The organism is Massilia sp. FBCC-B171 (genome assembly GCF_059134155.1).
This window is the reverse complement of the sequence record NZ_CP101443.1, coordinates 395,056-419,039: the sequence shown is the minus strand read 5'-3', so window position 1 is coordinate 419,039 and position 23,984 is coordinate 395,056. Positions and strand designations below refer to the sequence as shown.

Annotated in this window: 27 protein-coding genes and 1 tRNA gene; 12 read left to right on the top strand and 16 right to left on the bottom strand. The window is 62.9% G+C overall.

The genetic code is table 11. The features are described from left to right. Positions 1 to 407 precede the first annotated feature (407 nt). The 3 genes from recN to NMB41_RS01925 form a co-directional block, all read right to left on the bottom strand. The gene (gene recN, locus NMB41_RS01935; RefSeq protein WP_494380810.1) at positions 408 to 2,072 is read right to left on the bottom strand and encodes a DNA repair protein RecN; all 1,665 of its coding nucleotides are present in this window, start codon (positions 2,070 to 2,072) and stop codon (positions 408 to 410) included. 27 nt (positions 2,073 to 2,099) lie between these two features. Beyond that, positions 2,100 to 3,002 carry an NAD kinase gene (locus tag NMB41_RS01930; RefSeq protein WP_494380809.1) on the bottom strand — a complete coding sequence of 301 codons (903 nt, stop codon included), beginning with the start codon at positions 3,000 to 3,002 and terminating at the stop codon, positions 2,100 to 2,102. A 130-nt stretch (positions 3,003 to 3,132) separates the two neighbouring features. Continuing rightward, the gene (locus NMB41_RS01925; RefSeq protein ID WP_494380808.1) at positions 3,133 to 4,107 is read right to left on the bottom strand and encodes a DUF3667 domain-containing protein; all 975 of its coding nucleotides are present in this window, start codon (positions 4,105 to 4,107) and stop codon (positions 3,133 to 3,135) included. Between the two features lie 130 nt (positions 4,108 to 4,237). Here NMB41_RS01925 and NMB41_RS01920 point away from each other — a divergent pair, with 130 nt between their 5' ends. The 4 genes from NMB41_RS01920 (at position 4,238) to NMB41_RS01905 (ending at position 6,938) form a co-directional block, all read left to right on the top strand. Further along, a complete protein-coding gene (locus NMB41_RS01920) occupies positions 4,238 to 4,561 on the top strand; it encodes a hypothetical protein (protein ID WP_494380807.1) in 324 nt (107 codons plus the stop codon). A gap of 3 nt (positions 4,562 to 4,564) precedes the next feature. After that, positions 4,565 to 4,996: an OsmC family protein gene (locus NMB41_RS01915; RefSeq protein WP_494380806.1), complete on the top strand. Its 432-nt coding sequence runs from the start codon at positions 4,565 to 4,567 to the stop codon at positions 4,994 to 4,996. Between the two features lie 101 nt (positions 4,997 to 5,097). Beyond that, a complete protein-coding gene (gene gloA / locus NMB41_RS01910; protein WP_494380805.1) occupies positions 5,098 to 5,511 on the top strand; it encodes a lactoylglutathione lyase in 414 nt (137 codons plus the stop codon). Between the two features lie 188 nt (positions 5,512 to 5,699). After that, positions 5,700 to 6,938, top strand: coding sequence for a hypothetical protein (locus tag NMB41_RS01905; protein WP_494380804.1), 1,239 nt, complete (start codon positions 5,700 to 5,702; stop codon positions 6,936 to 6,938). 94 nt (positions 6,939 to 7,032) lie between these two features. On the opposite strand, the gene NMB41_RS01900 is transcribed toward NMB41_RS01905, so the two are convergent. The 4 genes from NMB41_RS01900 to NMB41_RS01885 all read right to left on the bottom strand — a co-directional run bounded on the left by NMB41_RS01900 (position 7,033) and on the right by NMB41_RS01885 (position 10,275). Further along, positions 7,033 to 8,391: a TolC family outer membrane protein gene (locus tag NMB41_RS01900; protein ID WP_494380803.1), complete on the bottom strand. Its 1,359-nt coding sequence runs from the start codon at positions 8,389 to 8,391 to the stop codon at positions 7,033 to 7,035. Between the two features lie 40 nt (positions 8,392 to 8,431). Next, positions 8,432 to 8,755, bottom strand: a complete 324-nt coding sequence (locus tag NMB41_RS01895) for a rhodanese-like domain-containing protein (protein ID WP_494380802.1) — start codon at positions 8,753 to 8,755, stop codon at positions 8,432 to 8,434. Between the two features lie 10 nt (positions 8,756 to 8,765). Continuing rightward, positions 8,766 to 9,419 carry a protein-L-isoaspartate O-methyltransferase family protein gene (locus NMB41_RS01890; protein WP_494380801.1) on the bottom strand — a complete coding sequence of 218 codons (654 nt, stop codon included), beginning with the start codon at positions 9,417 to 9,419 and terminating at the stop codon, positions 8,766 to 8,768. Positions 9,420 to 9,612: 193 nt separating this feature from the next. Beyond that, the gene (locus NMB41_RS01885; RefSeq protein ID WP_494380800.1) at positions 9,613 to 10,275 is read right to left on the bottom strand and encodes a TetR/AcrR family transcriptional regulator; all 663 of its coding nucleotides are present in this window, start codon (positions 10,273 to 10,275) and stop codon (positions 9,613 to 9,615) included. 174 nt (positions 10,276 to 10,449) lie between these two features. Between NMB41_RS01885 and NMB41_RS01880 the strand changes: the two genes are divergently transcribed. After that, positions 10,450 to 10,707: a YkgJ family cysteine cluster protein gene (locus tag NMB41_RS01880; protein ID WP_494380799.1), complete on the top strand. Its 258-nt coding sequence runs from the start codon at positions 10,450 to 10,452 to the stop codon at positions 10,705 to 10,707. A gap of 217 nt (positions 10,708 to 10,924) precedes the next feature. On the opposite strand, the gene NMB41_RS01875 is transcribed toward NMB41_RS01880, so the two are convergent. After that, entirely contained in the window at positions 10,925 to 11,476 is a 552-nt protein-coding gene (locus tag NMB41_RS01875) for a hypothetical protein (protein ID WP_494380798.1), read from the bottom strand. A gap of 125 nt (positions 11,477 to 11,601) precedes the next feature. Between NMB41_RS01875 and NMB41_RS01870 the strand changes: the two genes are divergently transcribed. Continuing rightward, on the top strand, positions 11,602 to 12,447 hold the full coding sequence (locus NMB41_RS01870; RefSeq protein WP_494380797.1) for an undecaprenyl-diphosphate phosphatase: 846 nt from the start codon (positions 11,602 to 11,604) through the stop codon (positions 12,445 to 12,447). Positions 12,448 to 12,462: 15 nt separating this feature from the next. Then, positions 12,463 to 14,286, top strand: coding sequence for a DNA helicase RecQ (gene recQ / locus NMB41_RS01865; RefSeq protein ID WP_494380796.1), 1,824 nt, complete (start codon positions 12,463 to 12,465; stop codon positions 14,284 to 14,286). Positions 14,287 to 14,500: 214 nt separating this feature from the next. Here recQ and trmB read toward each other — a convergent pair whose 3' ends face one another. Then, positions 14,501 to 15,181, bottom strand: a complete 681-nt coding sequence (gene trmB, locus NMB41_RS01860; RefSeq protein ID WP_494382916.1) for a tRNA (guanosine(46)-N7)-methyltransferase TrmB — start codon at positions 15,179 to 15,181, stop codon at positions 14,501 to 14,503. 200 nt (positions 15,182 to 15,381) lie between these two features. On the opposite strand from trmB, the gene NMB41_RS01855 reads away from it, so the two are divergent. Beyond that, positions 15,382 to 16,500, top strand: a complete 1,119-nt coding sequence (locus tag NMB41_RS01855; protein ID WP_494380795.1) for a succinylglutamate desuccinylase/aspartoacylase family protein — start codon at positions 15,382 to 15,384, stop codon at positions 16,498 to 16,500. 104 nt (positions 16,501 to 16,604) lie between these two features. Here NMB41_RS01855 and NMB41_RS01850 read toward each other — a convergent pair whose 3' ends face one another. The 3 genes from NMB41_RS01850 to NMB41_RS01840 all read right to left on the bottom strand — a co-directional run bounded on the left by NMB41_RS01850 (position 16,605) and on the right by NMB41_RS01840 (position 18,505). After that, on the bottom strand, positions 16,605 to 17,273 hold the full coding sequence (locus NMB41_RS01850; RefSeq protein WP_494380794.1) for a DUF6064 family protein: 669 nt from the start codon (positions 17,271 to 17,273) through the stop codon (positions 16,605 to 16,607). After that, positions 17,270 to 18,169: an aldo/keto reductase gene (locus NMB41_RS01845; RefSeq protein WP_494380793.1), complete on the bottom strand. Its 900-nt coding sequence runs from the start codon at positions 18,167 to 18,169 to the stop codon at positions 17,270 to 17,272. Before NMB41_RS01845 ends, NMB41_RS01850 begins: the two co-directional genes overlap by 4 nt. A 72-nt stretch (positions 18,170 to 18,241) precedes the next feature. Beyond that, positions 18,242 to 18,505, bottom strand: coding sequence for a hypothetical protein (locus NMB41_RS01840; RefSeq protein WP_494380792.1), 264 nt, complete (start codon positions 18,503 to 18,505; stop codon positions 18,242 to 18,244). Between the two features lie 115 nt (positions 18,506 to 18,620). Between NMB41_RS01840 and NMB41_RS01835 the strand changes: the two genes are divergently transcribed. From NMB41_RS01835 to NMB41_RS01825, 3 genes are all read left to right on the top strand, one after another. Next, positions 18,621 to 19,343 (top strand): S24 family peptidase, encoded by a 723-nt coding sequence (locus tag NMB41_RS01835; RefSeq protein WP_494380791.1) that lies wholly within the window; start codon positions 18,621 to 18,623, stop codon positions 19,341 to 19,343. After that, complete coding sequence (locus NMB41_RS01830) at positions 19,343 to 19,633, top strand: hypothetical protein (RefSeq protein ID WP_494380790.1); 291 nt, start codon at positions 19,343 to 19,345, stop codon at positions 19,631 to 19,633. The genes NMB41_RS01835 and NMB41_RS01830 overlap by 1 nt, the downstream gene beginning before the upstream one ends. A gap of 109 nt (positions 19,634 to 19,742) precedes the next feature. After that, on the top strand, positions 19,743 to 20,822 hold the full coding sequence (locus tag NMB41_RS01825) for an acyltransferase family protein (protein WP_494380789.1): 1,080 nt from the start codon (positions 19,743 to 19,745) through the stop codon (positions 20,820 to 20,822). 90 nt (positions 20,823 to 20,912) lie between these two features. Here the strand turns inward: NMB41_RS01825 and NMB41_RS01820 are convergent. The 4 genes from NMB41_RS01820 to NMB41_RS01805 all read right to left on the bottom strand — a co-directional run bounded on the left by NMB41_RS01820 (position 20,913) and on the right by NMB41_RS01805 (position 23,539). Next, positions 20,913 to 20,986: transfer RNA gene (locus NMB41_RS01820), tRNA-Gly, on the bottom strand. 44 nt (positions 20,987 to 21,030) lie between these two features. After that, on the bottom strand, positions 21,031 to 22,068 hold the full coding sequence (locus tag NMB41_RS01815; RefSeq protein ID WP_494380788.1) for a TraB/GumN family protein: 1,038 nt from the start codon (positions 22,066 to 22,068) through the stop codon (positions 21,031 to 21,033). A gap of 11 nt (positions 22,069 to 22,079) precedes the next feature. Continuing rightward, entirely contained in the window at positions 22,080 to 23,090 is a 1,011-nt protein-coding gene (locus NMB41_RS01810) for a TraB/GumN family protein (protein WP_494380787.1), read from the bottom strand. A gap of 101 nt (positions 23,091 to 23,191) precedes the next feature. Beyond that, a complete protein-coding gene (locus NMB41_RS01805; RefSeq protein ID WP_494380786.1) occupies positions 23,192 to 23,539 on the bottom strand; it encodes a hypothetical protein in 348 nt (115 codons plus the stop codon). Between the two features lie 60 nt (positions 23,540 to 23,599). Here NMB41_RS01805 and NMB41_RS01800 point away from each other — a divergent pair, with 60 nt between their 5' ends. Then, the gene (locus NMB41_RS01800) at positions 23,600 to 23,962 is read left to right on the top strand and encodes a VOC family protein (RefSeq protein ID WP_494380785.1); all 363 of its coding nucleotides are present in this window, start codon (positions 23,600 to 23,602) and stop codon (positions 23,960 to 23,962) included. The last annotated feature ends 22 nt before the right edge of the window (positions 23,963 to 23,984 follow it).

Here is a 23,984-nt window from a genome sequence, read left to right as displayed (position 1 = left end):
CTGCGGAAACGCAAAAATTTACCTGCGGGAAAAGAATACTGTGGGAATTTATGCGCCGTCCAACAGTAGTCAGGGACCACGATGCGTACCGAAGTGCTTGAGGAACAAGCCTGGAATTTCGTCGTTTTCAACGATGGCACAGATTGGTTGCTCACCTACGTAGCCGGGAGTATCGGTCTATACGAGGTGAGCATTCGGCTCAACCCGGATGAGCTTGCACGAATCCGGACGACGCCCGGGTACGCAACATCCTTGGCCGACCAATTCCGCCGCGAGCCCGAGCGCTATCGTGCGAGAGAACTGCGCCCTGCAGTTACGCCTCCTTCTCGCAAGCCGGGCTGACTTGTCTTGCAAGCTGGGCCAGCCCTCTTGCATTCGTCCCAGTCAATTAAGACAGTTCGCTGGCATCAAGACGCCAGCAACTCCCGAGCATGCTTCCTCGTCGTCTCCGTAATCTCGATCCCCCCCAGCATGCGCGCCACTTCTTCCACGCGCGCGCGGTTGTTGAGGACCTCGATGCGCGAGACCGTGCGGCCTTCGCCGGTCGTACCTTTCGCCACCTGGAAGTGTTGATTGGCCTGGCTCGCCACCTGCGGCAAGTGGGTCACGCACAGCACCTGCCGTTCCTGGCCCAGGCGTTTCAGGAGGCGACCCACGACTTCGGCCACGCCGCCGCCGATGCCGCTGTCGACCTCGTCGAAAATCAGGGTCGGCGTGGTGGTGGCGTTCGAGGTGATGACGGAAATGGCCAGCGAGATACGCGCCAGTTCGCCGCCCGAGGCGACCTTGGCCAGCGGGCGCGGCACGACGCCGGCGTGGCCGGCCACCAGGAATTCCACGACCTCGACACCGTGTGCGCCCGGCTCGCCCGGATTCAGGCCCACTTCAAAACGGCCGCCGCCCATGCTCAGTTCCTGCATCGCATTCGTGACCTGCTCACTGAGTGCGCGGGCAGCCGTCATGCGGCGCGCAGACAAACGATCGGCCACCTTGCGGTAAGCCGCTTCGGCTTTCGCTTCCTGACGTTTCAGTCCGTCCATGTCGCTGGCGTCGGCCAGCTGGCGCAGCTTGGCGGCCAGGGCCGCGTGTTCTTCGTGCAGTTCTTCCGGGGTCACATGGTACTTGCGCGCGGCGCTGTGCAGCGCGTCCATGCGCGAATCGACTTCGCGCAGGCGGCTTGGGTCGAGCTCGACCTTGTCGATATAGCTGTTGAGCGCGTACACCGCTTCCTGCAGCTGGATGCGGGCCGGCTCCATGCAGTCGAGCACGGTTTGCAGTTCGGCGTCGACGTCAACCAGTTTACCCAGCTTGGTGTTCAGGGACGACAGCTGCGACAGGATCGGATGGTCGGCTTCGGACAGCGCTTCGAGCGCTTCCTGCGCGCCTTCGATCAGGCTGGCCGCGTGCGACAGGCGGCTGTGCTCGTTCGTGATCTCGGTCCACTCGCCGGCCTTCGGCGTCAGTTTATCCAGCTCGCTGACCTGCCACTCGAGGCGCTCGCGTTCGATCAGCACGTTCTTCGCGTTCGTCTCGTATTCCTCGCGCTGGCGCGACAGCGCCCGCCAGGCGCGCCAGGCAAGCGCCACTTCCTGCGCTTCGGCGGCCGCTAGCGGATCGCGCACCGCAATCTGGTTGTCGAGCAGGGCGCGCTGGGCGTCGGATTTCAACAGGGACTGGTGCGCGTGCTGGCCATGGATGTCGACCAGCATCTCGCCCAGCTCGCGCAGCTGGCCGGCGGTGGCCGCGATGCCGTTGATATAGGCTTTCGAGCGGCCGGCGTTGTCGATCACGCGGCGCAGCAGGGCCCCGCCCTCGTCGACTGCGAACTCGTGCTGCTCGAGCCAGCTGGTGGCGGCCTCGGTGAGTGCGAAGTCGGCGCTGATGTCGGCCTTGGCCGCGCCTTCGCGCACCATGCTCGCGTCGCCGCGTCCGCCCAGGGCCAATTGCAGCGCATCGATCAGGATCGATTTACCGGCCCCGGTCTCGCCCGTAAAAACCGAGAAGCCGCGGGCGAATTCGAGTTCGATGGCGTCGACGATGACGAAGTCGCGGATGGTCAGAGTGCGCAGCATGAAGAAAGGGGTCTCCCGGGTTTCGGTTTACTTTAATTTGCCGTCGTTCGACGGGTATTCGTGCCAGTGCAGCTTTTCGCGCAGCGTGTGGTAGTAGCTCCAGCCTTCCGGATGCAGGAAGGTGATGGTGTTGGGCGAGCGCGAGATGAAAATTTCGTCGCCATGCTGCAGGCTCGCGAAGGTTTGCATGTCGAAGTTGACCGAAATGTCGCGCCCGCTGACGATTTCGACCACGATCTCGCTGGTGTCGGGAATGGCGATCGGCCGGTTCGACAGCGCGTGCGGCGCGATCGGCACCAGCACGATGCCTTGCAGGCTGGGGTGCAGCAGGGGCCCACCCGCCGACAGCGCGTAGGCGGTGGAACCGGTTGGCGTGGAGACGATCAAACCGTCCGAACGCTGGTTGTACATGAAGTGGCCGTCGACCGTCACGCGCAATTCCGCCATGCCGGCGCCGCTGCCGCGCGCCACGACCACGTCGTTGACGGCGACGCCGCAATAAATCATCTCGCCGGCGCGCATCACGCGCCCTTCCAGCAGCGTGCGCTTTTCGACGGTGGCTTTGCCCTGCAAAATTTCGCCCAGCGCCGGCAGCATGCGGTCGACCGGGATATCGGTAATGAAACCGAGGCGGCCGAGGTTAATGCCGATCAGGGCGATGTCGTATTTGGCGAGCTGGCGCGCAATGCCGAGCATGGTGCCGTCGCCGCCCATGACGATGACCAGGGGCACCTGCTCGCCGATCTCGGCGACCGTCATGGTCTCGACGTACGGCATGCCGAGATGGGCCGCCGTATCGGCTTCGAACACCACGCGGTGCCCGCCTTCCTGAAGGAAAGCGACGATGCTCGCGACCGGCTCTTCGATGCCGGCGGTATTTTGCCGTACCACCAGCGCGATGATCGATTGCGATTCGGGGAAAACGGGCATAGGGTCTCTCGGCGGTGGATGGGCGAACACGCTGGGAGATTAACCGATAATCCCGGCCGTTGCCACCCGGCCGCGCATCAAATACTGTACAAAATCACAGTATAGATGGGGTGGACGCGATCCCGCAAGATCACGAGACCATTGCCAGTGCGGCAGCGGCACTGATTGCGAGGACGATGCAGAGAAGATGGAGGCTCCCGAGCACGATCCAGCGCAGGGCAGTGAGCAGGCGCCCGCCCCCGTACACCTTGCGCATCGCGGTCGGCAGGTAAAACACCAGCCACAGCCCAAGCCCGAGCCCGACCAGGGGGATGAAGTCGGGCAGGATCATAAACAGGCTCAGCACCAGGAAGGCAAAGGCATTCGTGTGCAGTGCGAACAGCAGGTGCTCGCCATAACGCCGGCCCGAGCCGAGATACAGCAGCTTCAGCAGTGCCGCGAAGACCGGCATCAGGGCGAAGATCGCGTAGGGGGTGTAGCTCGACAGGGCGCGCAGCACCGCGTCATTTTGCTCCTTTTTCGGCAGTTGCAGGAAGCGCGCGACCTTCTTGCCGAGGGCTGGATGGATAGCCGCCGCGAATTTTTCCGCCTTGGCATCATCGCCCTCACCGAAGTGGAGCAGCTCCCGGTCTTCGTTCTTCAGGCGAGCGAGTCGCCGCTCTTCCCTTGCCTGTTCCTGCGCACGCCGCTCCGGCGAGACGGTGGCCTCCCTCGCGTTGCCTGCCTTCTGCTCAGCTTGCACCTGTCGCGCGGGTGCGGTGTCCGGTGCGCCGTTGCCGATACTGATGGCGCCGCCAAGTTTAAAGATCGCAAAGAAAATGATGCTGAAGCTCAGGTAGAGGCGCAGCGGCTCGACATAGCGCACGCGCTTGCCCTCGATGTAATCGCGCGTCAAGCGTCCGGGGCGGAACATCAGTAGCGCCACTGACTTCCACAGCTTTCCTTCCAGCGCGACATAGTGCGCGATGAATTCGTGCAGGAATTCGCGCGCGCTCGGCACGTGCAAATGCGCCGCCTGGCCGCATCCCTGGCAGAAATTGCCGGCAATGACGGTGCCGCAATTCGGGCAGGCTGTAGCCTGGTCTAACTGAAGATCGTTTTTCACGGCGCATTCCCGGCAAGATGACGTATACACCATGGTAACTATTTAATTGCAAAAAAGCATCATCCAATTGCGCGACTGCGCACGGTACGACGCGTTAGGATTCATGCAAGAGTCAGTCAAGGAGAGCCCCATGGTTATTGAAACCAAAGATCGCTTCGTCAACACCGATGCGAAGATCGAAAACGACGGCGTCAAGCGTTCGCCACACGAACGCGACGAGTCGCCCGACGGCCAGGATGCCGAGCCGCGCGGCATCATGAAGCAGGCCGCCGAAGACCTGGCGCAAGGCCTGGTCGATACCGACTTGCGCAACACGCCCGGCATCAGCGAAGCGGTCGACCCGAAAGCCGGTGCAACCGGCCAGGCCAACCCGCAACCCGATCGCCACGAATCGATGCGCGACCACGATGTGGTGCGTCCGGTTCCACGACCAATCAACGAACAAGGAAAGTAAATCATGACGATCAAACGTAATGGCAGCGCCGTCTGGAGCGGCGGCATCAAGGATGGCAAGGGCGCGGTCTCGACCGGCAGCGGCGCGCTGAAAGAGGCGCCCTACGGTTTCAATACCCGCTTCGAAGACAGCCCGGGCACCAATCCGGAAGAACTGATCGGCGCGGCCCACGCGGGCTGCTTCACGATGGCCCTGTCCGGCCAGCTCGGCAAGGCCGGCATGACGGCCCAGGAACTGCGCACCACGGCCACGGTCTCGATGGAAAAAGAGGGCGACGGTTTCACGATTACCGCCGTCCACCTGGACCTCGTTGCCAAGATTCCCGGCGCCAGCCAGGAAGATTTCGACAAGGCCGCCACCACCGCCAAGGAAAACTGCCCGGTGTCGAAGCTGCTCAATGCCAATATCACGCTGAGCTCGCGCCTGGAAAATTGATCTAGCGCACCCGCCGGGCCGGCATTAACCGCCGCGTCCGGCAAGGAATCGCCTGACCGCATAAAATTGCCGTTTTCGATTTCATCAGAAAGACCACTCCCATGCGCTTCCTGCACACCATGCTCCGCGTCGGCGACCTGCAGCGTTCGATCGACTTCTACACCAAGGTACTCGGCATGAAACTGCTGCGCACCAGCGACAATCCCGAATACAAGTACACGCTGGCCTTCGTCGGCTACGGCAGCAACCCGGACCACGCCGAACTCGAGCTGACCTACAACTACGGCACCGACAGCTATGACATGGGCACCGCCTATGGCCATATCGCCATTTCTGCCGAGGACATCTACGCCACCTGCGACGCCGTGCGCGCCGCCGGCGGCAACATCACGCGCGAACCGGGCCCGGTCAAGGGTGGCTCGACCGTGATTGCTTTCGTGACCGATCCGGATGGCTACAAGATCGAGTTCATCCAGCGCAAGGATGATGGCGTTCCAGGCGGCTTGAGCAGCTAAGTCCTCGACGGGGACGCATCCAGATCAAGAAACGGCGCTGCGGCGCCGTTTTCTTTTCAGAAGCTTTTTCCCGTTATTACACCTCGTCAACGATCCGTTTGACCGACGTTAAGCAAACTCTACAATGAGGGAACGAACGCACGAGCCCAGTTCTAGACTGAACCGTCAACTCGTCAATGGAGCGCGCCATGTTCTCTACCCGTTCGGTAACAGCAACTTCCCTCCCCCGTCACGCGATCGCGGCATGCGCGCTGGCGGGCATGCTTGCCGCCTGCGGCGGCGGCGGTGGTGGCGGTGGCGGCCATCCCGGCCCCAGGCCGCCGGTTGAGCCGCCGCCGCACGCCGACCGCAGTCCGCTATACGACTACACGCCGCTCGGCCTGCCCGGCATCGTCTACGGCGACGTGGTGCGCCAGGGCATTGCCAACGGTGGGCTGGTGGCCGGCACCTCGTGGGACGCAGCGGGCAACACGCGCGCCTTCTTCTACAATGGCAAGACGAATATCGATCTCGGCAGTTTCGGCGGGAATGGCGCGCGGGCGTTTTCGGTATCGCGCTGCGGCCACGTGGCCGGCTGGGCCACGACCCCGGACGGGCTGCCGCACGCCTTTCTCTACGACGGCAGCCTGCACGACCTCGGCACACTGGACGGGCTTGACTCCTACGGTAACGCAATCAATACCTGCGGCAAGGTGGCCGGCTGGGCGGCCACCGCCGGCGGCCAGTGGCATGCCTTCTATCACGATGGGGCGGCGATGCGCGATCTCGGCACCTTCGGCGGCTCGAGCTCGTTCTCGCTGGCCGTCAACAATACCGGCCAGGTAGCCGGGTATGCCTATGGCCCGGGAGATGCCTGGTACCACGCTTTCCTCTACGATGCCCGCACCGGCACCCCGATCCAGGACCTCGGTACGCTGTCCCATAGTTCGCTGGCGCAGGACATCAACGACGCCGGGCAAGTGGTCGGCTATTCGCGCGATGCGGGCGGCGACCTGCGCGCCTTCCGCTTCGACGGCGGCACCATGCACGACCTCGGCCTGCCTGCGGACGCCCAGGGTGCGGAAGCGCGGGCCATCAATGCCGGCGGCTGGACGGTCGGCTACGTGTACTACCGCGATGCGCGCCAGATTGCCTTCCTGCACGACGGCACGACGCTGCGCGAACTCGGCACGCTGGGCGGCAGCCGCTTCTCGGACGCGGTCGCCATCAACCAGGCCGGCCTGGTGGTGGGCTCCTCGGTCGATCCGGCGGCCAGCAGCCAGCACGCAATTGCCTGGACCGAAGCCTATGGCCTGGTCGACCTCAACGATCGCGTGAAAGACTTGCCGAAGGGGGTGGTGCTGGTGGCCTCATTGGCGGTAGCCGACGATGGCGCCATTGTCGTGCGCACGAATGGCGGACTGGGCTTGCTGCGTCCGCGTCAATGAGGCGCGCCAACGAAAAAACGGCGCCTGTTCGAGCTGAACAGGCGCCGTTTTTTATTTGCATCCCGGGCTCAGGATGCAAATTTTATGTGCACGATTATTTCTGCAGCAGATTGTTCACCGGCACCAGATCGGCTTCGCGCAACGAGCCCGAAGCCGCTTTCAGGCGCAGGCCGTTCAGGATCGTGTTGTAGCGGGCGCGCGCCAGATCGGTGCGGGTCGAGTACAGCTGGCGCTGGGCGTTCAGGACGTCGATGTTGATGCGCACGCCGACCTGGTAACCGAGCTTGTTCGATTCCAGCGCCGACTGGCTCGACACTTCCGCCGCCTGCAGCGCCTTCACTTGCGCCAGGCCGCTGTTCACGCCGAGGAAGGCCTGGCGTGCCTGCAGGGCCGCGTTGCGGCGCGTGGTTTCGAGGTCGTTGCGCGCCTTGTCTTCCAGCGCGATCGATTCGCGCACGCGGCTGGTGACGGCAAAGCCGTTGAAGATCGGCACCGACCACTGCACGCCGATCGAATTGTTGCGGTTTTCGCCCGAGGCGTTCGCGATGCGGCCGCCGGTGTCGCGGTGCGTCGAGGCGGCGACCAGGTCGAGCGTCGGCAGGTGGCCTGCGCGGTTGCGCTTGATGTCGCGCATGGCCGACTCGAGCGACAGCTGCGACACCGTCACGCCGTAGTTCTGGTTTTCAGCCGACGACACCCAAGGATCGACCACGGCCGGCTGCGGCGGCGCCAGCGTGACGCCGCTTTGCAGCGGCGCCAGCGTGCCCGGCTCGGCGCCGATGATCATCTGCAGCATCGTGCGGCGGTTTTCCAGGTCGTTTACCGCGGCGAATTCCTGCGCCACGACCAGGTCGTACGCGGCCTGCGCTTCGTGGGTATCGGTGATGGTCTGGGTGCCGACCTCGAAGTTGCGCTTGGCCGAGGCCAGCTGCTCGGTCACGGCGCTCTTCTGGGCGCGCGTCGATTCGAGCGTGTCCTGGGCCGACAGCACGTCGAAATAGGCTTGCGCCACGCGCGTGATCAGGTCTTGCTGGGCCTGCGCGAACTGGGCTTCGGCAATGGCCTGCGCCAGCTTGCTCTGCTCATAAGTCTGCCAGCGGTCCCAGCGGAACAGCGGCTGGCTCAGCGCCAGCGTGTATTCGCTGGTGGTCAGGTTCGAACCGCCGGTGCGCACCACGGTCGGGACGCCGCCCACGACCACGGTCTCGCCTTCATTGAACGGCGTAAATTCGCTGTCGTTCTTGATCGTCGAACCCGACAGGCCGACCGTCGGCAGCAACCCTGCCCGCCCCTGGGTAACGCGTTCCCGTCCCGCCGCCAGCGAAGCGCGGGCACTGGCATAGGTGGCGTCGTTGGCCAGGGCCTGCTGGTACACCTGGATCAGGTCGATCGCGTGCGCATTGAGCGACACGAAAGCGCTGGCCAGCAGCACGGCGATGAGGGATTTCTGCATTGCGGTCTCCGTCGGAGTCATCAAAAGTATGGAAAACAGGTCAGTACTTCGGCATTGCCGGATCGACCTGCAGGGCCCAGGCGTGTATTCCGCCCGTTAAATTCGTTACGTTCTCGAAGCCGTTACGCTCGAGGAAAGCGGCTACCTGCATGCTGCGCGCACCGTGGTGGCAGATGCAGACGATGTCCTGATCGTCCGGCAATTCGCCGGCGCGGATCGGGACCAGGTGCATCGGGATCTGGGTCGAGCCCGCGATATGGCAGGTGGCGAATTCCCAGTTCTCGCGCACGTCGAGCAAGAGCGGGCGTGGCTGCGCCGGGTCGGCGAGGCGCTCGGCCAGTTCAAGCGCGGTCATGTGCTGCATCGTTCGATCCTCAGAACGTGAAGCGCGACACGACCGGTGCACCCGACAGCATCTTGACGTTGGTCTCGAACACCGTCACGGTGTCGTAGGCAGCTTCCGACACGCGCGTCACCAGCACGCATTGCATGGCCGGCGCCTGGCCGACGATGGCGACGATGCGCCCGCCCACCTTCAATTGCTTGAGGAAGGTGTCCGGCATGTTTTCCAGGCCGCCCGAGATGACGATCACGTCATACGGCGCATCCTTTTCCCAGCCATTGGCGCCATTGCCCTCGACCACGGTGACGTTCTGGACACCGGCTCTGGCGAGGTTCTGCTCGGCCAGCGCCTTGATTTCCGGAGAAATCTCGACGGTGGTCACGTGACGCGCCTTGTGCGCCATGAGGGCGGCCATGTAGCCCGAGCCGGCGCCGATTTCCAGCACGTTCTCGTCCTTCTTGATGTTCAGTTCCTGCAGGATGCGCGCTTCGATCTTCGGGTTGAACATCGTCTCGCCACCCGGGAGTGGGATTTCCACGTCGGCAAAGGCCAGGTTGCCATAGGCCTGCGGCACGAACTGTTCGCGCTTGACGACATGCAGCAGGTCGAGCACGTCCTGGTCCAGCACGTTCCAAGGGCGGATCTGCTGTTCGATCATGTTAAAGCGGGCTTGTTCGATATTCATCTTGTTACTCGGTGAGAAAGAAATAATCCGATATTTTATCGTTGAACTGTCTCAGAGCGTGTGAAATAGGCAAACACGCCCGCTCTCAGGAAGCAATCTTATCGGGACGGACGCCAGATCGCGCGAAATTGCGACAGTCTGCAGTTTAAGGGGGGTGAACGCCGGGAATCCGGCGCTACGGCGAAGCCTGCCGTCATGCCGCCGCCGGCTCAGCCATAGCGGCCGCCGGCAACAGTCCGTGCAAGGCCATGTCGAGGAAGGTGGAGAGGAAGGCCAGGGGCTCGAGCTCGCCGCGTTCGCAGGGACCGATCGAATGCTTCCAGGTGACGAGCATGAGCATCGGTGCAATCAGGACCCGGGTCATCTGGGTGACGTTTACCGGCCGGAACTCGCCGCGCGCAATGCCCCGTTCGAGCATGCTGGAAATCATGCGCGTGCCGCGATTGATGACTTCATCCTGGTAAAACTTGGCCAGCTCGGGGAAATTGCCCGCCTCGGCAGTGACGAGCTTGACGATGCCCGACACCTTGTTGGCGCCGATCCGTTCCCACCAGGCCATCATCACGTTCTGCAGGAGGTCAGCGCTATGGCCCTGGAATTCGGCGACCGAGGATTCGGCCTCGCCGATCACGGGCACGATGCTGTTGCGCACGACCGCCTTGAACAGCTCTTCCTTGTTCTCGAAATACAGGTACAGGGTGCCTTTCGAGACGCCGGCGCGGCGCGCCACGTCCTCCAGGCGCGTCGAGGCAAAGCCACGTTCGACGAAGAGATCGATCGCCGCCGCCAGCAGTTCATGTGGACGAGCATCCTTGCGGCGCTCCCAGCGCGGCTTGGTGTCAAAAGGGCATTCCATGCTTCTGTCCGACAACTTGATATTAAGTTATCGAATATAGACCCGGGCTCGGGGGTAGTCAAGCAGGCTTCGTCTGCGCCCCTGCCTGTAAAGACGCGCGCCTGGCCGCCTTGCCGCTGGTGGCGCCGCCATGCGCGCGATATACTGCGCGGTCCTCTTCCCCCGCCCTGCCCGATGAACTGCCGCGACCACTGTGGTGCCTGCTGCACCGCCCCCTCCATTACCAGCCCGATTCCCGGTATGCCCAACGGCAAGCCGGCTGGCGTGCGTTGCGTGCAACTCGATGAGGACAATCGCTGCCGCGTGTTCGGCAAGCCGGAACGGCCGGCGTTTTGTGGGGGCTTGCAGCCGTCGATGGAGATGTGCGGGAATGATCGCGGGCAGGCGATGCTGTGGCTGGATGCGCTGGAGCGGGCGACGGCGCCGGGGTGATTGTTTGAGGTTTGTGGGGCTGTTGCCTGTGCCGCTATTGGTGTTCTGAATCCGCGTGGGCATGAATGCCCACCCTACGGATCAGGCCGCTGGCTCGGCCCTTGGCCTCGAGGCCGAAGGCCGAACCCGGTGCCAATTTCGTAGGGTGGGCACCTGTGCCCACGCGGATTCAAAACACCAATAGCGTCACAGGCAACAGCCCCACCCCAGCCGCACGTCAGGCAGCGCCGTGATGTCCCGTGCCCTGCTTCTTCTGCTGCACATGCGCAAACAGCGCGCCCAGCGTCATGCGTTCGTCCCAAATGTCGGCCAGCGCCACGCCGTAGCGGTTGCGCAGTTCTTTCGCCAGGCGCTCGACTTCCTTGGCTTCCGGGATCCACCTGGCCGGATTCAGGGCGCGGTACACGCCGAGCAATTGATCGTCGGGACGGAACTTCTGGGTTTCGGTGGCGCGGAAAGAAAAGGCGTCGGAGAACAGGGCGAGGAATTCGCCGATCTGGCGTTTGGAGGCCGAAGGAAAAGCGCGGCGCCAGAGACGGACCTGAGAGGGCCGGGCACGGAAAGGATTGGGGATTTGTCCGATGGCAAGGGCGGACCATGCAACCGCCAGCAAGACCAGGATTGCAACAATACTCATTGTTGAGCGGCAGAGTGATTCATGGATTGAGTCTAGCACGCACAATCGCGCCGTGACGCACTTCGCCGCGATATCGTGCACGTCATCAGCACCGCCACAAAAAACATGGCAGAAGCTCAATTTCTCTTGCATGAAATGGGGGCCTCGCCGCTGCCTGACTCAGCGGTGCGCCCCCCGCTCGTGGTAAGCTTCGCCGCTACGCGACGCCTGCATCCTTCTTCCATCCCGCACTCCTGCATTATGAGATAAAGCAATTCATGGATATTCTTCTCGCCATCAAGGCGATCATCATGGGCCTGGTCGAGGGCTTTACCGAGTTTCTGCCGATCTCTTCTACCGGTCACCTGATCCTGGCGGGCAGCCTCCTTAACTTCACTGGCGACAAAGTCAAAGTGTTCGAGATCGCGATCCAGGCCGGCGCCATGTTGGCCGTGATCTGGGAATACCGCGAGCGCCTGGCGCGCGTGTTTGGCGGCCTGCTGACCGAGCGGCGCCAGCAGAAATTCGTGGCCAACGTGGTGGTCGCCTTCCTCCCGGCCGCCGTGCTGGGATTGATTTTCGCCAGTGCGATCCAGGCTGAACTGTTCAAGCCGGTGCCGGTCGCACTCGCCTTCATCATCGGCGGACTGGTGATCCTGTGGGTCGAGCGCAAGCCGAAGGGAGTGCCGAAAGGGCTGCCGCACGCTTCGCGCGTTGAAACCGTCGACGAGATGACCCTGCTCGACGCCTTGAAAATCGGCTGCGCCCAGGCCTTCGCCCTGATTCCCGGCACCAGCCGCTCGGGCGCGACCATCATCGGCGGCATGCTGTTCGGCCTGTCGCGTAAAGCCGCCACCGAATTCTCCTTCTTCCTCGCCATTCCGACCCTGCTGGGCGCGACCGCGTACTCGGTCTACAAGGAACGGGCTCTGCTGTCGGTGGCCGACCTGCCGATGTTCGGCCTCGGCGGCCTGTCCGCCTTCATCTCGGCCTTCCTCTGTGTGCGCTGGCTCCTGCGCTACATCAGTTCGCACGGCTTCACGATCTTCGCCTGGTACCGTATTGTGTTCGGCATCATCGTGCTCGTCACCGCGCATTACGACCTGGTGCACTGGGCGGAATAAGCCGAAAGCAATCCCATGACCACCGAACTGGAAGCGCGCGCGCTTCACCTGCTAGAGACCGTCTTTGGTTACCCCGCTTTCCGCGGGCAGCAGGCCGACATCGTCAATCACGTCGCCAGCGGCGGCGACGCCCTGGTCCTGATGCCGACCGGCGGCGGCAAGTCGCTGTGCTACCAGATCCCGGCGCTCCTGCGCGAGGGCGTGGGCGTGGTCGTCTCGCCGCTGATCGCGCTGATGCAGGACCAGGTCGATGCACTGGAGGAAGTCGGCGTGCGCGCCGCTTTCCTGAACTCGACCCAGACCTTCGAAGAAACCCTGCGCATCGAGCGCCTGGTGCGCACCGGGGAAATCGACCTCGTGTATGTGGCGCCCGAGCGCCTGATGACGCAGCGCTGCCTGGATCTGTTCCACGATTCGCGCATCTCGCTGTTCGCGATCGACGAAGCGCACTGCGTGTCGCAATGGGGCCACGATTTCCGCCCGGAATACATCCGGCTGTCGATCCTGCACGAGCAGTTCCCCGACGTGCCGCGCATCGCCCTCACGGCCACGGCCGACCAGCAGACGCGCGACGAAATCGCGCACCGCCTGCAACTGGACGATGCCCGTAAATTCGTCTCGTCCTTCGACCGCCCGAACATCCGCTATTCGATCGTCGAGAAAACGACCGGCCGCAAGCAGCTGCTCGATTTCATCAGCACCGAGCATCCGGGCGACTCCGGCATCGTGTATTGCCTGTCGCGTAAAAAAGTCGAAGAGACGGCCGAATTCCTGAACGAAAACGGCATCCGGTCGCTTCCGTATCACGCCGGCATGGAATACGCGAAGCGTGCCGACCACCAGGCGCGTTTCCTGCGCGAAGAAAACATCGTGATGGTGGCGACGATCGCCTTCGGCATGGGCATCGACAAACCGGACGTGCGTTTCGTCTGCCACCTGGACCTGCCGAAAAGTATCGAGGGCTATTACCAGGAAACGGGCCGCGCCGGCCGCGACGGCGGACCCGCCAGCGCCTGGATGGCCTATGGGCTGCAGGACGTGGTGCTGCAGCGCCGGATGATCGCCGAATCCGAAGCCGACGAAACCTTCAAGCGCGTGCTGGGGGTGAAGTTGGATGCCATGCTCGGCCTGTGCGAAACCCTGTCCTGCCGGCGCATGCGCCTGCTCGACTATTTCGGCGAGCGCTCGGGTCCTTGCGGCAATTGCGATACCTGCCTGATTCCGCCGATCAGTTTTGATGCGACCGTGCCGGTGCAAAAGCTGTTGTCGACCATCTACCGGGTCGACCAGCGCTTTGCCGCCGGCCACGTGATCGACGTCCTGCGCGGCATCCAGACCGACCGCATCAGCCAGTGGCATCACGATTCCCTGTCCGTGTACGGCATCGGCAACGACCTCGGCGAGCAGGAATGGCGCGCGATCGTGCGTCAGACCATTGCGCTGGGGCTGGTGACGGTCGACCACGAATCCTACCAATCGCTGAAACTGACCGACTCTGCGCGGCCTGTACTCAAAGGCGGGCAGAAGGTGCAATTGCGCCAGTACCAGAAGCCGGTCAAGCCGAAGCGCGCCTCGGTTTCCGCATCGAAGGGTTACGACGAACTCGAGCTGTCGAAATCCGAACAGGCGATCTTCGAGCGTCTGCGCTCCTGGCGCATGGGCAGCGCGCGCGAGCACGGCGTGCCGGCCTATGTCGTGTTCCAGGATGCGACGCTGCGCGAGATCGCCAAGGTGAAGCCGACCTCGCTGGATCAATTGCGTGGCGTGACGGGTGTGGGCGAGAAGAAGCTGGTGTCGTATGGGGATGATATTGTCGGCATCATCAATGAGATGGTGTGACGGCCTGCTGCGGCCGGCTCTACCGTAGGGTGGGCACTCCGTGCCCACGCCGAAATTTGCGTCATGTTGGCACAGGCCTCTGTTGAACCCTACGCAAAAAGAAAACGCCTCCAAATGATCATTTGGAGGCGTTTTCTTTCGCATGCGGCCGCGCGATAACAAGGCCAACATCAATCGGCGTTTCGCGTGGGCACGGAGTGCCCACCCTACGTGCTTACTTCTTCGTGAACACCAAGTCCCACACCCCGTGCCCGAGTTTCAGACCACGGTTCTCGAACTTGGTCAGCGGCCGGTAGGCCGGCTGCGGCGCATAACCCTCGGCCGTGTTCTCCAATGCAGGCTCGGCGCCCAGCACGTCGAGCATCTGCACCGCGTAATCTTCCCAGTCCGTCGCCAGGTGGATATAGCCGCCGGTCGCCAGTTTCTCGCACAGCAGTTTCACGAAAGCCGGCTGGATCAGGCGGCGCTTGTTGTGGCGTGCCTTGTGCCAGGGGTCCGGGAAATACACGTGCACGCCGGCCAGCGAGCCGTCGGGGATCATGTGGTTCAGCACCTCGAAGGCGTCGTGCTGGATCAGGCGCAAATTCGCGATGTCCTGCTCGCCGATCTGTTTCAACAGGCTGCCGACGCCCGGCGTGTGCACTTCGACGCCGATAAAATTTTTCTCGGGCATTTGGCGCGCAATGTGCGCCGTGGTGTCGCCCATGCCGAAACCGATTTCGAGGATGGTCGGCGCCGCGCGCCCGAAGGCGGCGGTGTAATCGAGCATCGCTTTCTTGTACGGAACCAGGAAGGCTGGCCCGAATTCCTCGAGCCCGCGCGCCTGTCCCGTCGACAGGCGGCCGGCGCGGGTGACGAAACTGCGGATGCGGTGGTCAAGCGGGTCGTAAAGCATCGTACGGGCCGGGCCGTTGTCGGGAGTGTCTGCGGACATGAGGAATAGGAGTGAGGAAAGAACGGCGGACATTATAGCCTACCGTTTCCGCGACATTACCTGATAGAACCGCCTGTGGCGCCGGCTGCACCGGTGTGTGGTCAAGAAGGCAATCTGCGCGATAATCGACGTTTCCACGCCAATACTGCCGAGGCCCCGCCGTGCATTCGACCAAACACCCGATCGCGATCGAAGACAATGTCGCGACGTTTCAGCTCACCTCTTTCCACTACGGCAGGCCAGGTGCCGGCAAGAAGGTGTACATCCAGGCCTCGCTGCACGCGGACGAAGTGCCGGCGATGCTGGTCGCCCATTTCCTGCGCCAGGAACTGGACCGGCTCGACGCCGAAGGCCGGATCAAGGGCGAGATCATCCTGGTGCCGGCCGCCAACCCGATCGGCCTGTCGCAGACCATCCACGGCACGCCCTTCGGCCGCTACGATCTGTCCACCGGCGTGAATTTCAATCGCGCCTATAAACATGTAGCGGCCGACCTCAAGAAATCGCTGGAAGGCAAGCTGGGCCGGGATGCCGCAGCTAACGTCGCCCTGATCCGCGCGCACGCCCGCGAGTCGCTCGACAGCTGGGAGCCGAACACGAGTGGCGCACTGCTGAAAAAAACCCTGCTGACCATGGCGATCGACGCCGACATCATGCTCGACCTGCATTGCGACAACGAAGCCGTGCTGCACATGTACTGCGGCGAGCCATTGGCCGAGGCCGTGCAGCCGCTGGCAGACCTGATGGGCGCACACGCGCTGCTGCTGGCGCGCGAGTCGGGCGGCGAGCCCTTCGACGAAGCGTGTTCGCGCCTGTGGTGGGAGCTGGCCGATCATTTTGGTCCCGAGGTCGCGATTCCCCCGGCCGGCGTGGCGATCACGGTCGAGCTGCGCGGCGAGAGCGACGTGCGCTATGAATTGGCCAAGCCCGATGCCGCGGCACTGCTGCAATACCTGGCAATGAATGGCGTGCTGGATATGCCAGTCACGCCGCTGCCGGCAGCGCTGTGCGCCCCGACACCGCTCGAGGCGGTCGAGCCGCTGTTCGCGCCCCACTCCGGCGTGCTGGTCTTCCGGAAAAAACTGGGCGACCGGGTCGAGGCCGAGGAAACCGTGGCCGAGATCGTCAACCCGGTGACCGGCGAGGTGACGCCGGTGCGGCCGAAACACGCCGGCGTGTTCTTCGCGAGCACGGCGCACCGCCACTTGCTGCGCGGTATGCACGTTTGCAAGATTGCGGGCGAGAAGGCGTTTAGGGAGGGCGACCTGCTCGGTTCGTAATTACCGTAGCGGCGAACAATGGCCCCAGGGCAAGGCGCACCGTCGAAGACAGTACGCTAGTACGGCGAGACGATGCAACGCAGCCATGGGGCCATTGTTCGTCGCTACTTGTGGGCGCGGGTGGCAGCGAGCCACCATGCGCCGGCCGCGAGCAATGCCGACAAGGGCAGCACCCAGGCTTGCCCCGAGCGCAATTCCATCAGCGTCGCGCTGCTGAGCGCGCACCACAGCAGCGGCAGGATCCACAGCAGCCAGTGCGCCCGCCACAGCAGCAAGGCGGCCAGGGTCAATGCCACCGTCGGGTCCGGCGCGAGGCCGAACAGTTCGGCTTGCGTCCACGGGCGCCCGCCCAGGGGCGCCAGCAGCGGATAGATCACCAGCGCCACCAGGGCAATGCCCAGGGCCAGCTTGCCCAGCGAGCCGACGGCGTCCGTCAGCCGCGGCGCCTGGCGCCGGCTTGCCAGCCACAGCAGCAATACGGCCTGCGCCGCAAACCCGAGCGCAAAGAACGGCGCCGCGGTGTTGATTGTCGCGTAGCGCTGGGCAAAATAGCCCCAGGCCACATACAGCCAGGCAATAGCCAGCAGGAGCGCGGCGCTGCGTCCGGCCCTGGCGCCGCCCAGCCACAGGCAGGCGAACAAGGCGATGCCGGCGGCCAGCGCCAGCACCTGGCCCGGCCACAGCGCCAGGTTGTGCAGTTCGAACAGGCGAAAATAGGTCGCCTTTGAAAACATCAGCAGGTCCGACAAGGTGTAGGTCCACCATTCGCTCATGTGAGCCGCTTTACGTCGCTGGCGATGCGCTGGCGCAGGGCCTGGTCGGGCAGCGGGCCGCGCGCGGCGAGCATGTTTTCGCGCGCGTGGGCCGGGTTCGAGGTGGCCGGGATGGCGCAGGTCACAGCGGGGTGCGACACGATGAATTTGAGTAAAGCCTGGGCCCAGCTGGTGCAGCCGATCTCCGCCGCCCAGCCAGGTAAAGGTTTGCCGGCAAGCGCCTCGGTGAGATCGCCCTGGCGAAATGGCCGGTTGACGATCACGGCAATGCGCCGCTCGCGCGCCAGCGGCAGGATGCGCTCCTCCACTTCCCGATCGAGCACGTTGTAGCTGATTTGCACGAAGTCGAGCGGCTGGGCTTCCATGATCTTGACGAGTTCGCCGTGGCGCCGGCCCTCCGAGGTGGTGATGCCGACATAGCGCAGGCGTCCTGCTGCTTTCAGGCCTTGCAGCGTGCGCAGGTGCTCTTCCCAGGCCAGCAGGTTGTGCACCTGGAGCAAATCGAAGCGCGGCACGCCCCAGAACCCGCGCGAGGCCTCGATCTGGGCCGGTCCGCGGGCGCCGGCACCGATCCAGACCTTGTCGGCCGAGAACAGCGCCTTCGGCTGTTTTAATTGCGCTAGCGCATGGCCGATGGTGGCCTGGGCCGAACCGTACATTGGCGACGAATCGATCAGGCGGCCGCCAGCGTCGAAAAAGGCGCGCACCACCTCGGTTGCCCTGGCGCGCGCGGCGGGATCCTCGCCGACATTGAAGGTGATCCAGCTGCCCAGCCCGACCACGGGCAAGGCTTCGCCGGACGAGGGAACCGGGCGCGTGAGGAGCGGGCCCGGCGCCGCAAGCAGCGGGCCGCACATGGCAATGCCGCTTGCGGCGAGCATGGCGCGTAACAGCATCCTGCGTTCATTGAAAATATCCTGCACGCTCACTCCCATTCAAGGCTGCTGACCAGCTGACACGCCATGTCATCACAGTTTGGATGAGGATTCAATAGCGGCACGTTTGACTGTCCCGCCAGAGGCCGCCAGCCGTGCCTCGGCCTCGCGGATGGCCAGCTCGGCCTGGCGCTGTTCGCGCGCATCTTTCCTGAGCATGTAGAACACGTTCAGGGCCAGCGTCACGACGCCGCTGGCGATGCCGATGGCTACGCCGACGCGCTCGAGCGTGAGCGCCGTACCGAGCGATGCGAACACGGCCGCCATGTTCGGGAATTCCAAAATCTTGTATTTCATTACCTGTCTCCATTCCTCGTGTCGTTGAGTTAAATCAACCGCGGTATAGTTATACTATACTTATTGGTCAAGATTTTCTATACTCGCGTGTGTAGATTTGCTATACACTTTCACGATGGAACTCAAAACGATGATTGCCAACTGGATCAAGGAGGCCCGCCGCGATGCCGGCCTGTCGGGCGAAGCGCTGGGCACGAAACTGGCCTTCGAGCTCGGCACGGTGCGCGGCCATACCAAGGCGAATATTTCGCATTGGGAGACCGAAAAACACAGCCCCAACCTGCAGCAAATGCTGGCGATCGCCAAGGTCACGGGTAAAAGCCTGCCCGCCGTCCTGATCGAGGGCTTGCGCGGCAGCGACCCGGTCGAGCTCTTCCCCGGCGCCATGCGCGTGGTCGTCGCCGACGCCACCGACTCCACGTTTATTCAGGTGCCGATGGTCAAGCTGCGCCTCTCCGCGGGCGTCACGGGCTTCCAGACCGAGCCGGAAGAGCACGACGGCGGCACGGTCGGCATGCGCCGCGACTGGGTCGAGCGCAAGCGCCTGAACCCGGCCAGCCTGATTGCCATCCTCGTCAAGGGCGAGAGCATGGAGCCGACGCTGTACGAAGACGATATCGTCGTCATCAATACCGCCGACAAGAAGCCGGCCGTGGGCGAGGTGTTCGCGGTGAACTTCAATGGCGAGCCCGTCGTCAAGCGCATGCAGAAGGATGGCGGGCGCTGGTGGCTGGCCTCCGACAACCCGGACCAGCGCACCTATTACCGCCGCGCCTGCGAGAGCGACACCTGCCTGATCATCGGCCGCGTCGTGCGCAAGGAAAGCGACCGCATCTGATGCGGATTCGCGTCACGCAATTCGCACCGCACGGCTCGCCCATTGTCGTGGCGATCGTCGACTCGACGCTGACGGTGAAAGGTGCGGCGGAACCGGTGTTAAAAAAAGTGGCGGAACATTTCCCGTTTCAACCTGTCATGCTGGTCTCGGTCGAGCCAAATGGTTTTCGGGCCTACGCGCCGTTCCAGACGGGGGAATTGCTGGCCTTGCTGCAGCTCGAGACGCTGGAATTCCAGGAGATCGATATTTCGCTGCCGGCGTCGGGGAAGGATGGGCCGCTGCCGTTTTAGCATGAAGTGATCAGTAGTGATTCAACGTAAACCCAACAGATCGAGCTTGCATGAAGTTTTCGTTCTGGAAATCTATTACCATGTTGAAATAATAGATCCGGGGAAAAAGATGAATCAGAACAACACGCCGCATCTCGCTTATCTTGACGGCTGGCGTGGCCTCGCTATCGTCGTCGTCCTTTTCGCGCACTTTCAACAAGACATTTTTAAATGGGCGGGCAACTTCGGTGTCCAGCTCTTTTTCGTCCTGTCCGGCTACCTCATGGGTGGGCTCCTGTTCATCAAAGAAGTGCCCCTGAAGGACTTCTTCGCCCGACGATTCAGTCGGGTGCTTCCAACCTTTGTCGTCTTCGTCATCTTGATGGCCGTCTACGCGGCGACCTTGCAATCCAGGGCTTACGCGGTACCGGTTGACGAGTTCCTGTCAACGCTCATGTTTGCCCGAACCTATTTCCCGGCCGACGTCAGCATCAATGCAGGGACATGGCAGATCGGCCACATGTGGTCGCTGAACGTTGAGGAACACAGCTACGTATTTTTAGCTGTCGGCGCGCTCGTCGTGCGCGCGCTCGGGCGAAAGAATGCTTCCCTGGTCTTTCTGTGGCTGAGTGTCCTGGTCGTTATATTCTTTACACTCTACTATCCAGTACGCCCACCCGAAGGCGCGAGTCCCTGGCATCGTCGCAGCGAAGCTGCAGCCCTCGGGCTGCTGGCAGCTGCTGCATACCGCATTACGCTCACCCATACGCGATTCGCCTGGCTGAAACACCCATGGCCGCCCTTGCCCATGCTCGTATTGGCGATAGCGGTCATCTGCTACTGGCTTTTTGCGTGGCTGGGATCCGCAATCCCGGCCCTGAAGTACACGCTCGCTCCGCTCCTGCTCGCCTACTCGATCAACCATCTCGCGCAGGCGCCTGCCATGATTCTGAAAGTCCTGTCCTCTAAAGTGCTGTGCTGGTTCGGCACCTGCTCGTTCTCGCTCTACCTCTGGCAACAACCTTTTTACCAGGCCTATGTAAAGCACCAGATGCCGCTCGCGCCGGCAGTGATTGGCGCGCTCGCTTGCGGAGCCGTTTCGTTTTATTGCCTTGAGAATCCGCTGCGGCTTTACCTGAACGAAAAATGGGCGTTGCGCAAGCAGAAGAAAGCCGCGGAGTTTGCCGACCCAGCAACCGTCATCACCTAGGCTGCGCTGCGTCGGAACGAAAAAAAGCCCTTGGTCGATTCAAGGGCTTTTCTGTATGTCCAACACGTGCGCTGTGCGCCATCTTTTCATTGGAGCGGGTGAAGGGAATCGAACCCTCGTCGTAAGCTTGGGAAGCTTCTGCTCTACCATTGAGCTACACCCGCATCTGGCCGCATTCTACGCGGTTTTGCCCGACAGTGACAAGCCGCTACTGCGGCGCCTCGACCGTATACCCCTTCGCCTGCAGCGTGGCAATCACGCCCTTCGGATTGAAAATCTCCTTGATGTGCACCACCGTAAACGTGCTCGCGTTGGTGGCGAGCGCCTTTTCGGCGGCGGCCACCCATTGCGCCAGCGACGTCTCCTGCGCGGTTTTCAGTTCAGGCTGATTCTTGCCCAGCGAGCCCGTACCCAGCGCGTGGACGCAGGCATTGGCCCGGTCGGTGAAGTTCAGCTTGCGGATTTCGTCCAGCTCCCCGTTCGCCCAGGCATTGGCATAGGAACGCATGACCTCGACGTCGGTGTCGAGGCTTTCAATCGTTTTCAGCAGACAAGGCACATCGTCCATGGCCGATTTTTTAAAATCGCGCGCGGCCTTGCCCGGATCCTTGATGGCGACGCGGTAGGTGGCATCGGTGAACTTCAGGTTGTGCTTTTCGGCGAGCTTGCCGACCTTGATGCGCACCTCGTCGCCGCCCGAGAGCCCGGCCTGCTTCAGCGCGCGGCTGTACAGTTCGCCGGCGACGAAGGTGGGACGCTCGCGCTCGATGCCGCTGTCATTGCTGAAGTATTTTTCCTTCAAAGGCTGCCAGCGCGCGTACAGCTCCGGCGGCAGCACGTCTTTCAGCTCGGCGCCGTCCGGATTTTTCTTGATGCCGATCAGGAAGGGTACCGCAGTAATGGCGCCAAAGCCGACCTCGAGCGAGACGCCCGGCGGCTTCAGGTATTCCTGCGAGGATGCGATCGCCTTCTCTACCTTGCTGGAGCGCCACTCCATCTTCGCCGGGAGCGGCGAATACACGCCGAATACCCACATGACGTGACCGTCCTTCGAGACCTTCCACAAGCCCGGCCCCGGGCGGCTGCCGGACACGAGGATGGTTTGCGGGATCGCCTCGCCATCGTCCATCGTCGGCGCGGCGGGCGCGCTTGCCGCGGTTGCCGGCGCGGCGGGCGCTTCGGTCTGTGCCCAGGCGGGCAGGCCCAGGCAAACCAGGGTGAGGACAGGTAATACGTGCTTGAACATCGTCGGCTTCCTTATTTCGGTGCTTCCACGGTATACCCTTTGGCCTGCAGCGTGGCAATCACGCCTTTCGGGTCGAAAATCTCGCGGATTTGCACCACCGCGAAGGTGCTGGCATTCGCGGCCAGCGCCTTTTCGGCGGCGGCTACCCAGGCGGTCGTTGCGCGTTCGGACAAGGTCTTGAATTCGGGCTGGTTCCTGGCAAGCGAACTGCTGGTCAATGCCTGCTGGCAGGCGGCGCGGTCTTCGTAGTTCAGTTTGCGGATCTCGTCGATCTCGCCGACGGCCCAGGCATTCGCGCGTGCGCGCATCAGGTCCAGTTCAGTTTCCAGGCGCTCGATCGTCTTGACCAGGCACGGCACGTCATCCATGGGCGACTTCTTGAATTCGCGCACCGCACTGACCGGGTCCTTGATCTGAAGTTGCACCGAGGCGTTGGTGACCTTGACCCCGTGTTTTTCGGCGATCTTGTCGATTGTCTTGATGAGCTCGCTGCCACCGGTCAAGCCCGCCTCTTTCAGGGCGCGGCTCGTCAGCTGGGCGGCAATGATGGACGGGCGATCGCGCTCGACGCCGTCGTCGCCGTCAAAATACTTTTGCTTCATCGGTTGCCAGCGTGCATACACCTCCGGCGACACCAGATTCTTCAGTTCACCATCGGGATTTTTCTTGATACCGATCAGGAAGGGCAAGGCGGTGATGGCGCCCCAGCCGACGCCGAAGCTCGCCCCCGGCGCCTTCAGGTATTCCTGGGAATTGGCGATGATCTTCTCGATGTCGCGCGAACGCCATTCCATCTTGCTTGGCAGCGGAGAGTAGGCGCCGAACACCCACATCACGTTGTCGCCTTTCGATACCTTCCACAGGCCCGGACCCGGGCGGCTGCCGGAAACCAGCACCGTCTGCGGCACTTCCTCCACGATCTCGGGCGCCTCCGCCTGCGCGGTGGCGGGTGCCTCGGTCTGCGACCAGGCAGGCATGCTCAGGCCGCACAGGATCACTGCGGAGACGATGCGTTTCAACATGGCGACATCCTTCTGGTTATTAGCTGAAGGATATTGTGTTGCCGTTAAGCGATATAAGCAAGAAACAAGATGTTACAAGAGCCATATGCATGCCTGATAACTCATGCGTCCCGGGTAGCGTCAGCGGGTCGCTTGCGCGCCGCCCAGGGACGCAGCACCAGATAGCTTGGCACCGAGGTGCGCGACACGCTCGTGGCGCTGAGCAGTTGCCGGCGCAACAGCAAGGCGATGGCGCGCTGCGCGGTGATGCGCGACAGCCCGGTATCGAGCGCCATCGTCGCATAGCTGAGCTGCACGGCGCGTCCGCCCGCGGCCTCGATCCGGTGCGACAGATAAACGTAGATCAGAAAGGAGGAAGGAGAATGTTCGTGGCCGACCAGGTCGGGCATCAAGACGTCAAGCACATAGGGATCGAAGGTCGTCACTGGCATCACCAAGAGTATAGTCATGGTGATTATAGGTGAGGCAGGCGCCGTGCGAGAATGCCGCCATTCACTTATGGAGCACCCATGATCACCCACATCAAATTCGTCAGCATCCCGACCCGCGACCAGGACGTGGCGCTCGCCTTCTATACCGAGAAGCTGGGCTTTCGCGTGATCACCGACCAGCCCTTCGGCCCGCAGCGCTGGATCGAACTGCGCGTCGGTTCCTCGGAAACGCGCTTCGTGCTGTTCACGCCGCCCGGCCAGGAAGAGCGCATCGGCAGCCAGTTCAACGGTTCGCTCGCCTGCGACGACGTCGAGGCGACCTACCGCCAGCTCTCGGCCCGCGGCGTCGAATTCGTCTCGCCGCCGCAAAAGCAGCCCTGGGGCGAGTTCGCGATCATGAAGGACCCGGACGGTAACCAGTTCGTGCTGTCCTCGTCCTGAACCGAAAGCTTGTCAAAGCAGC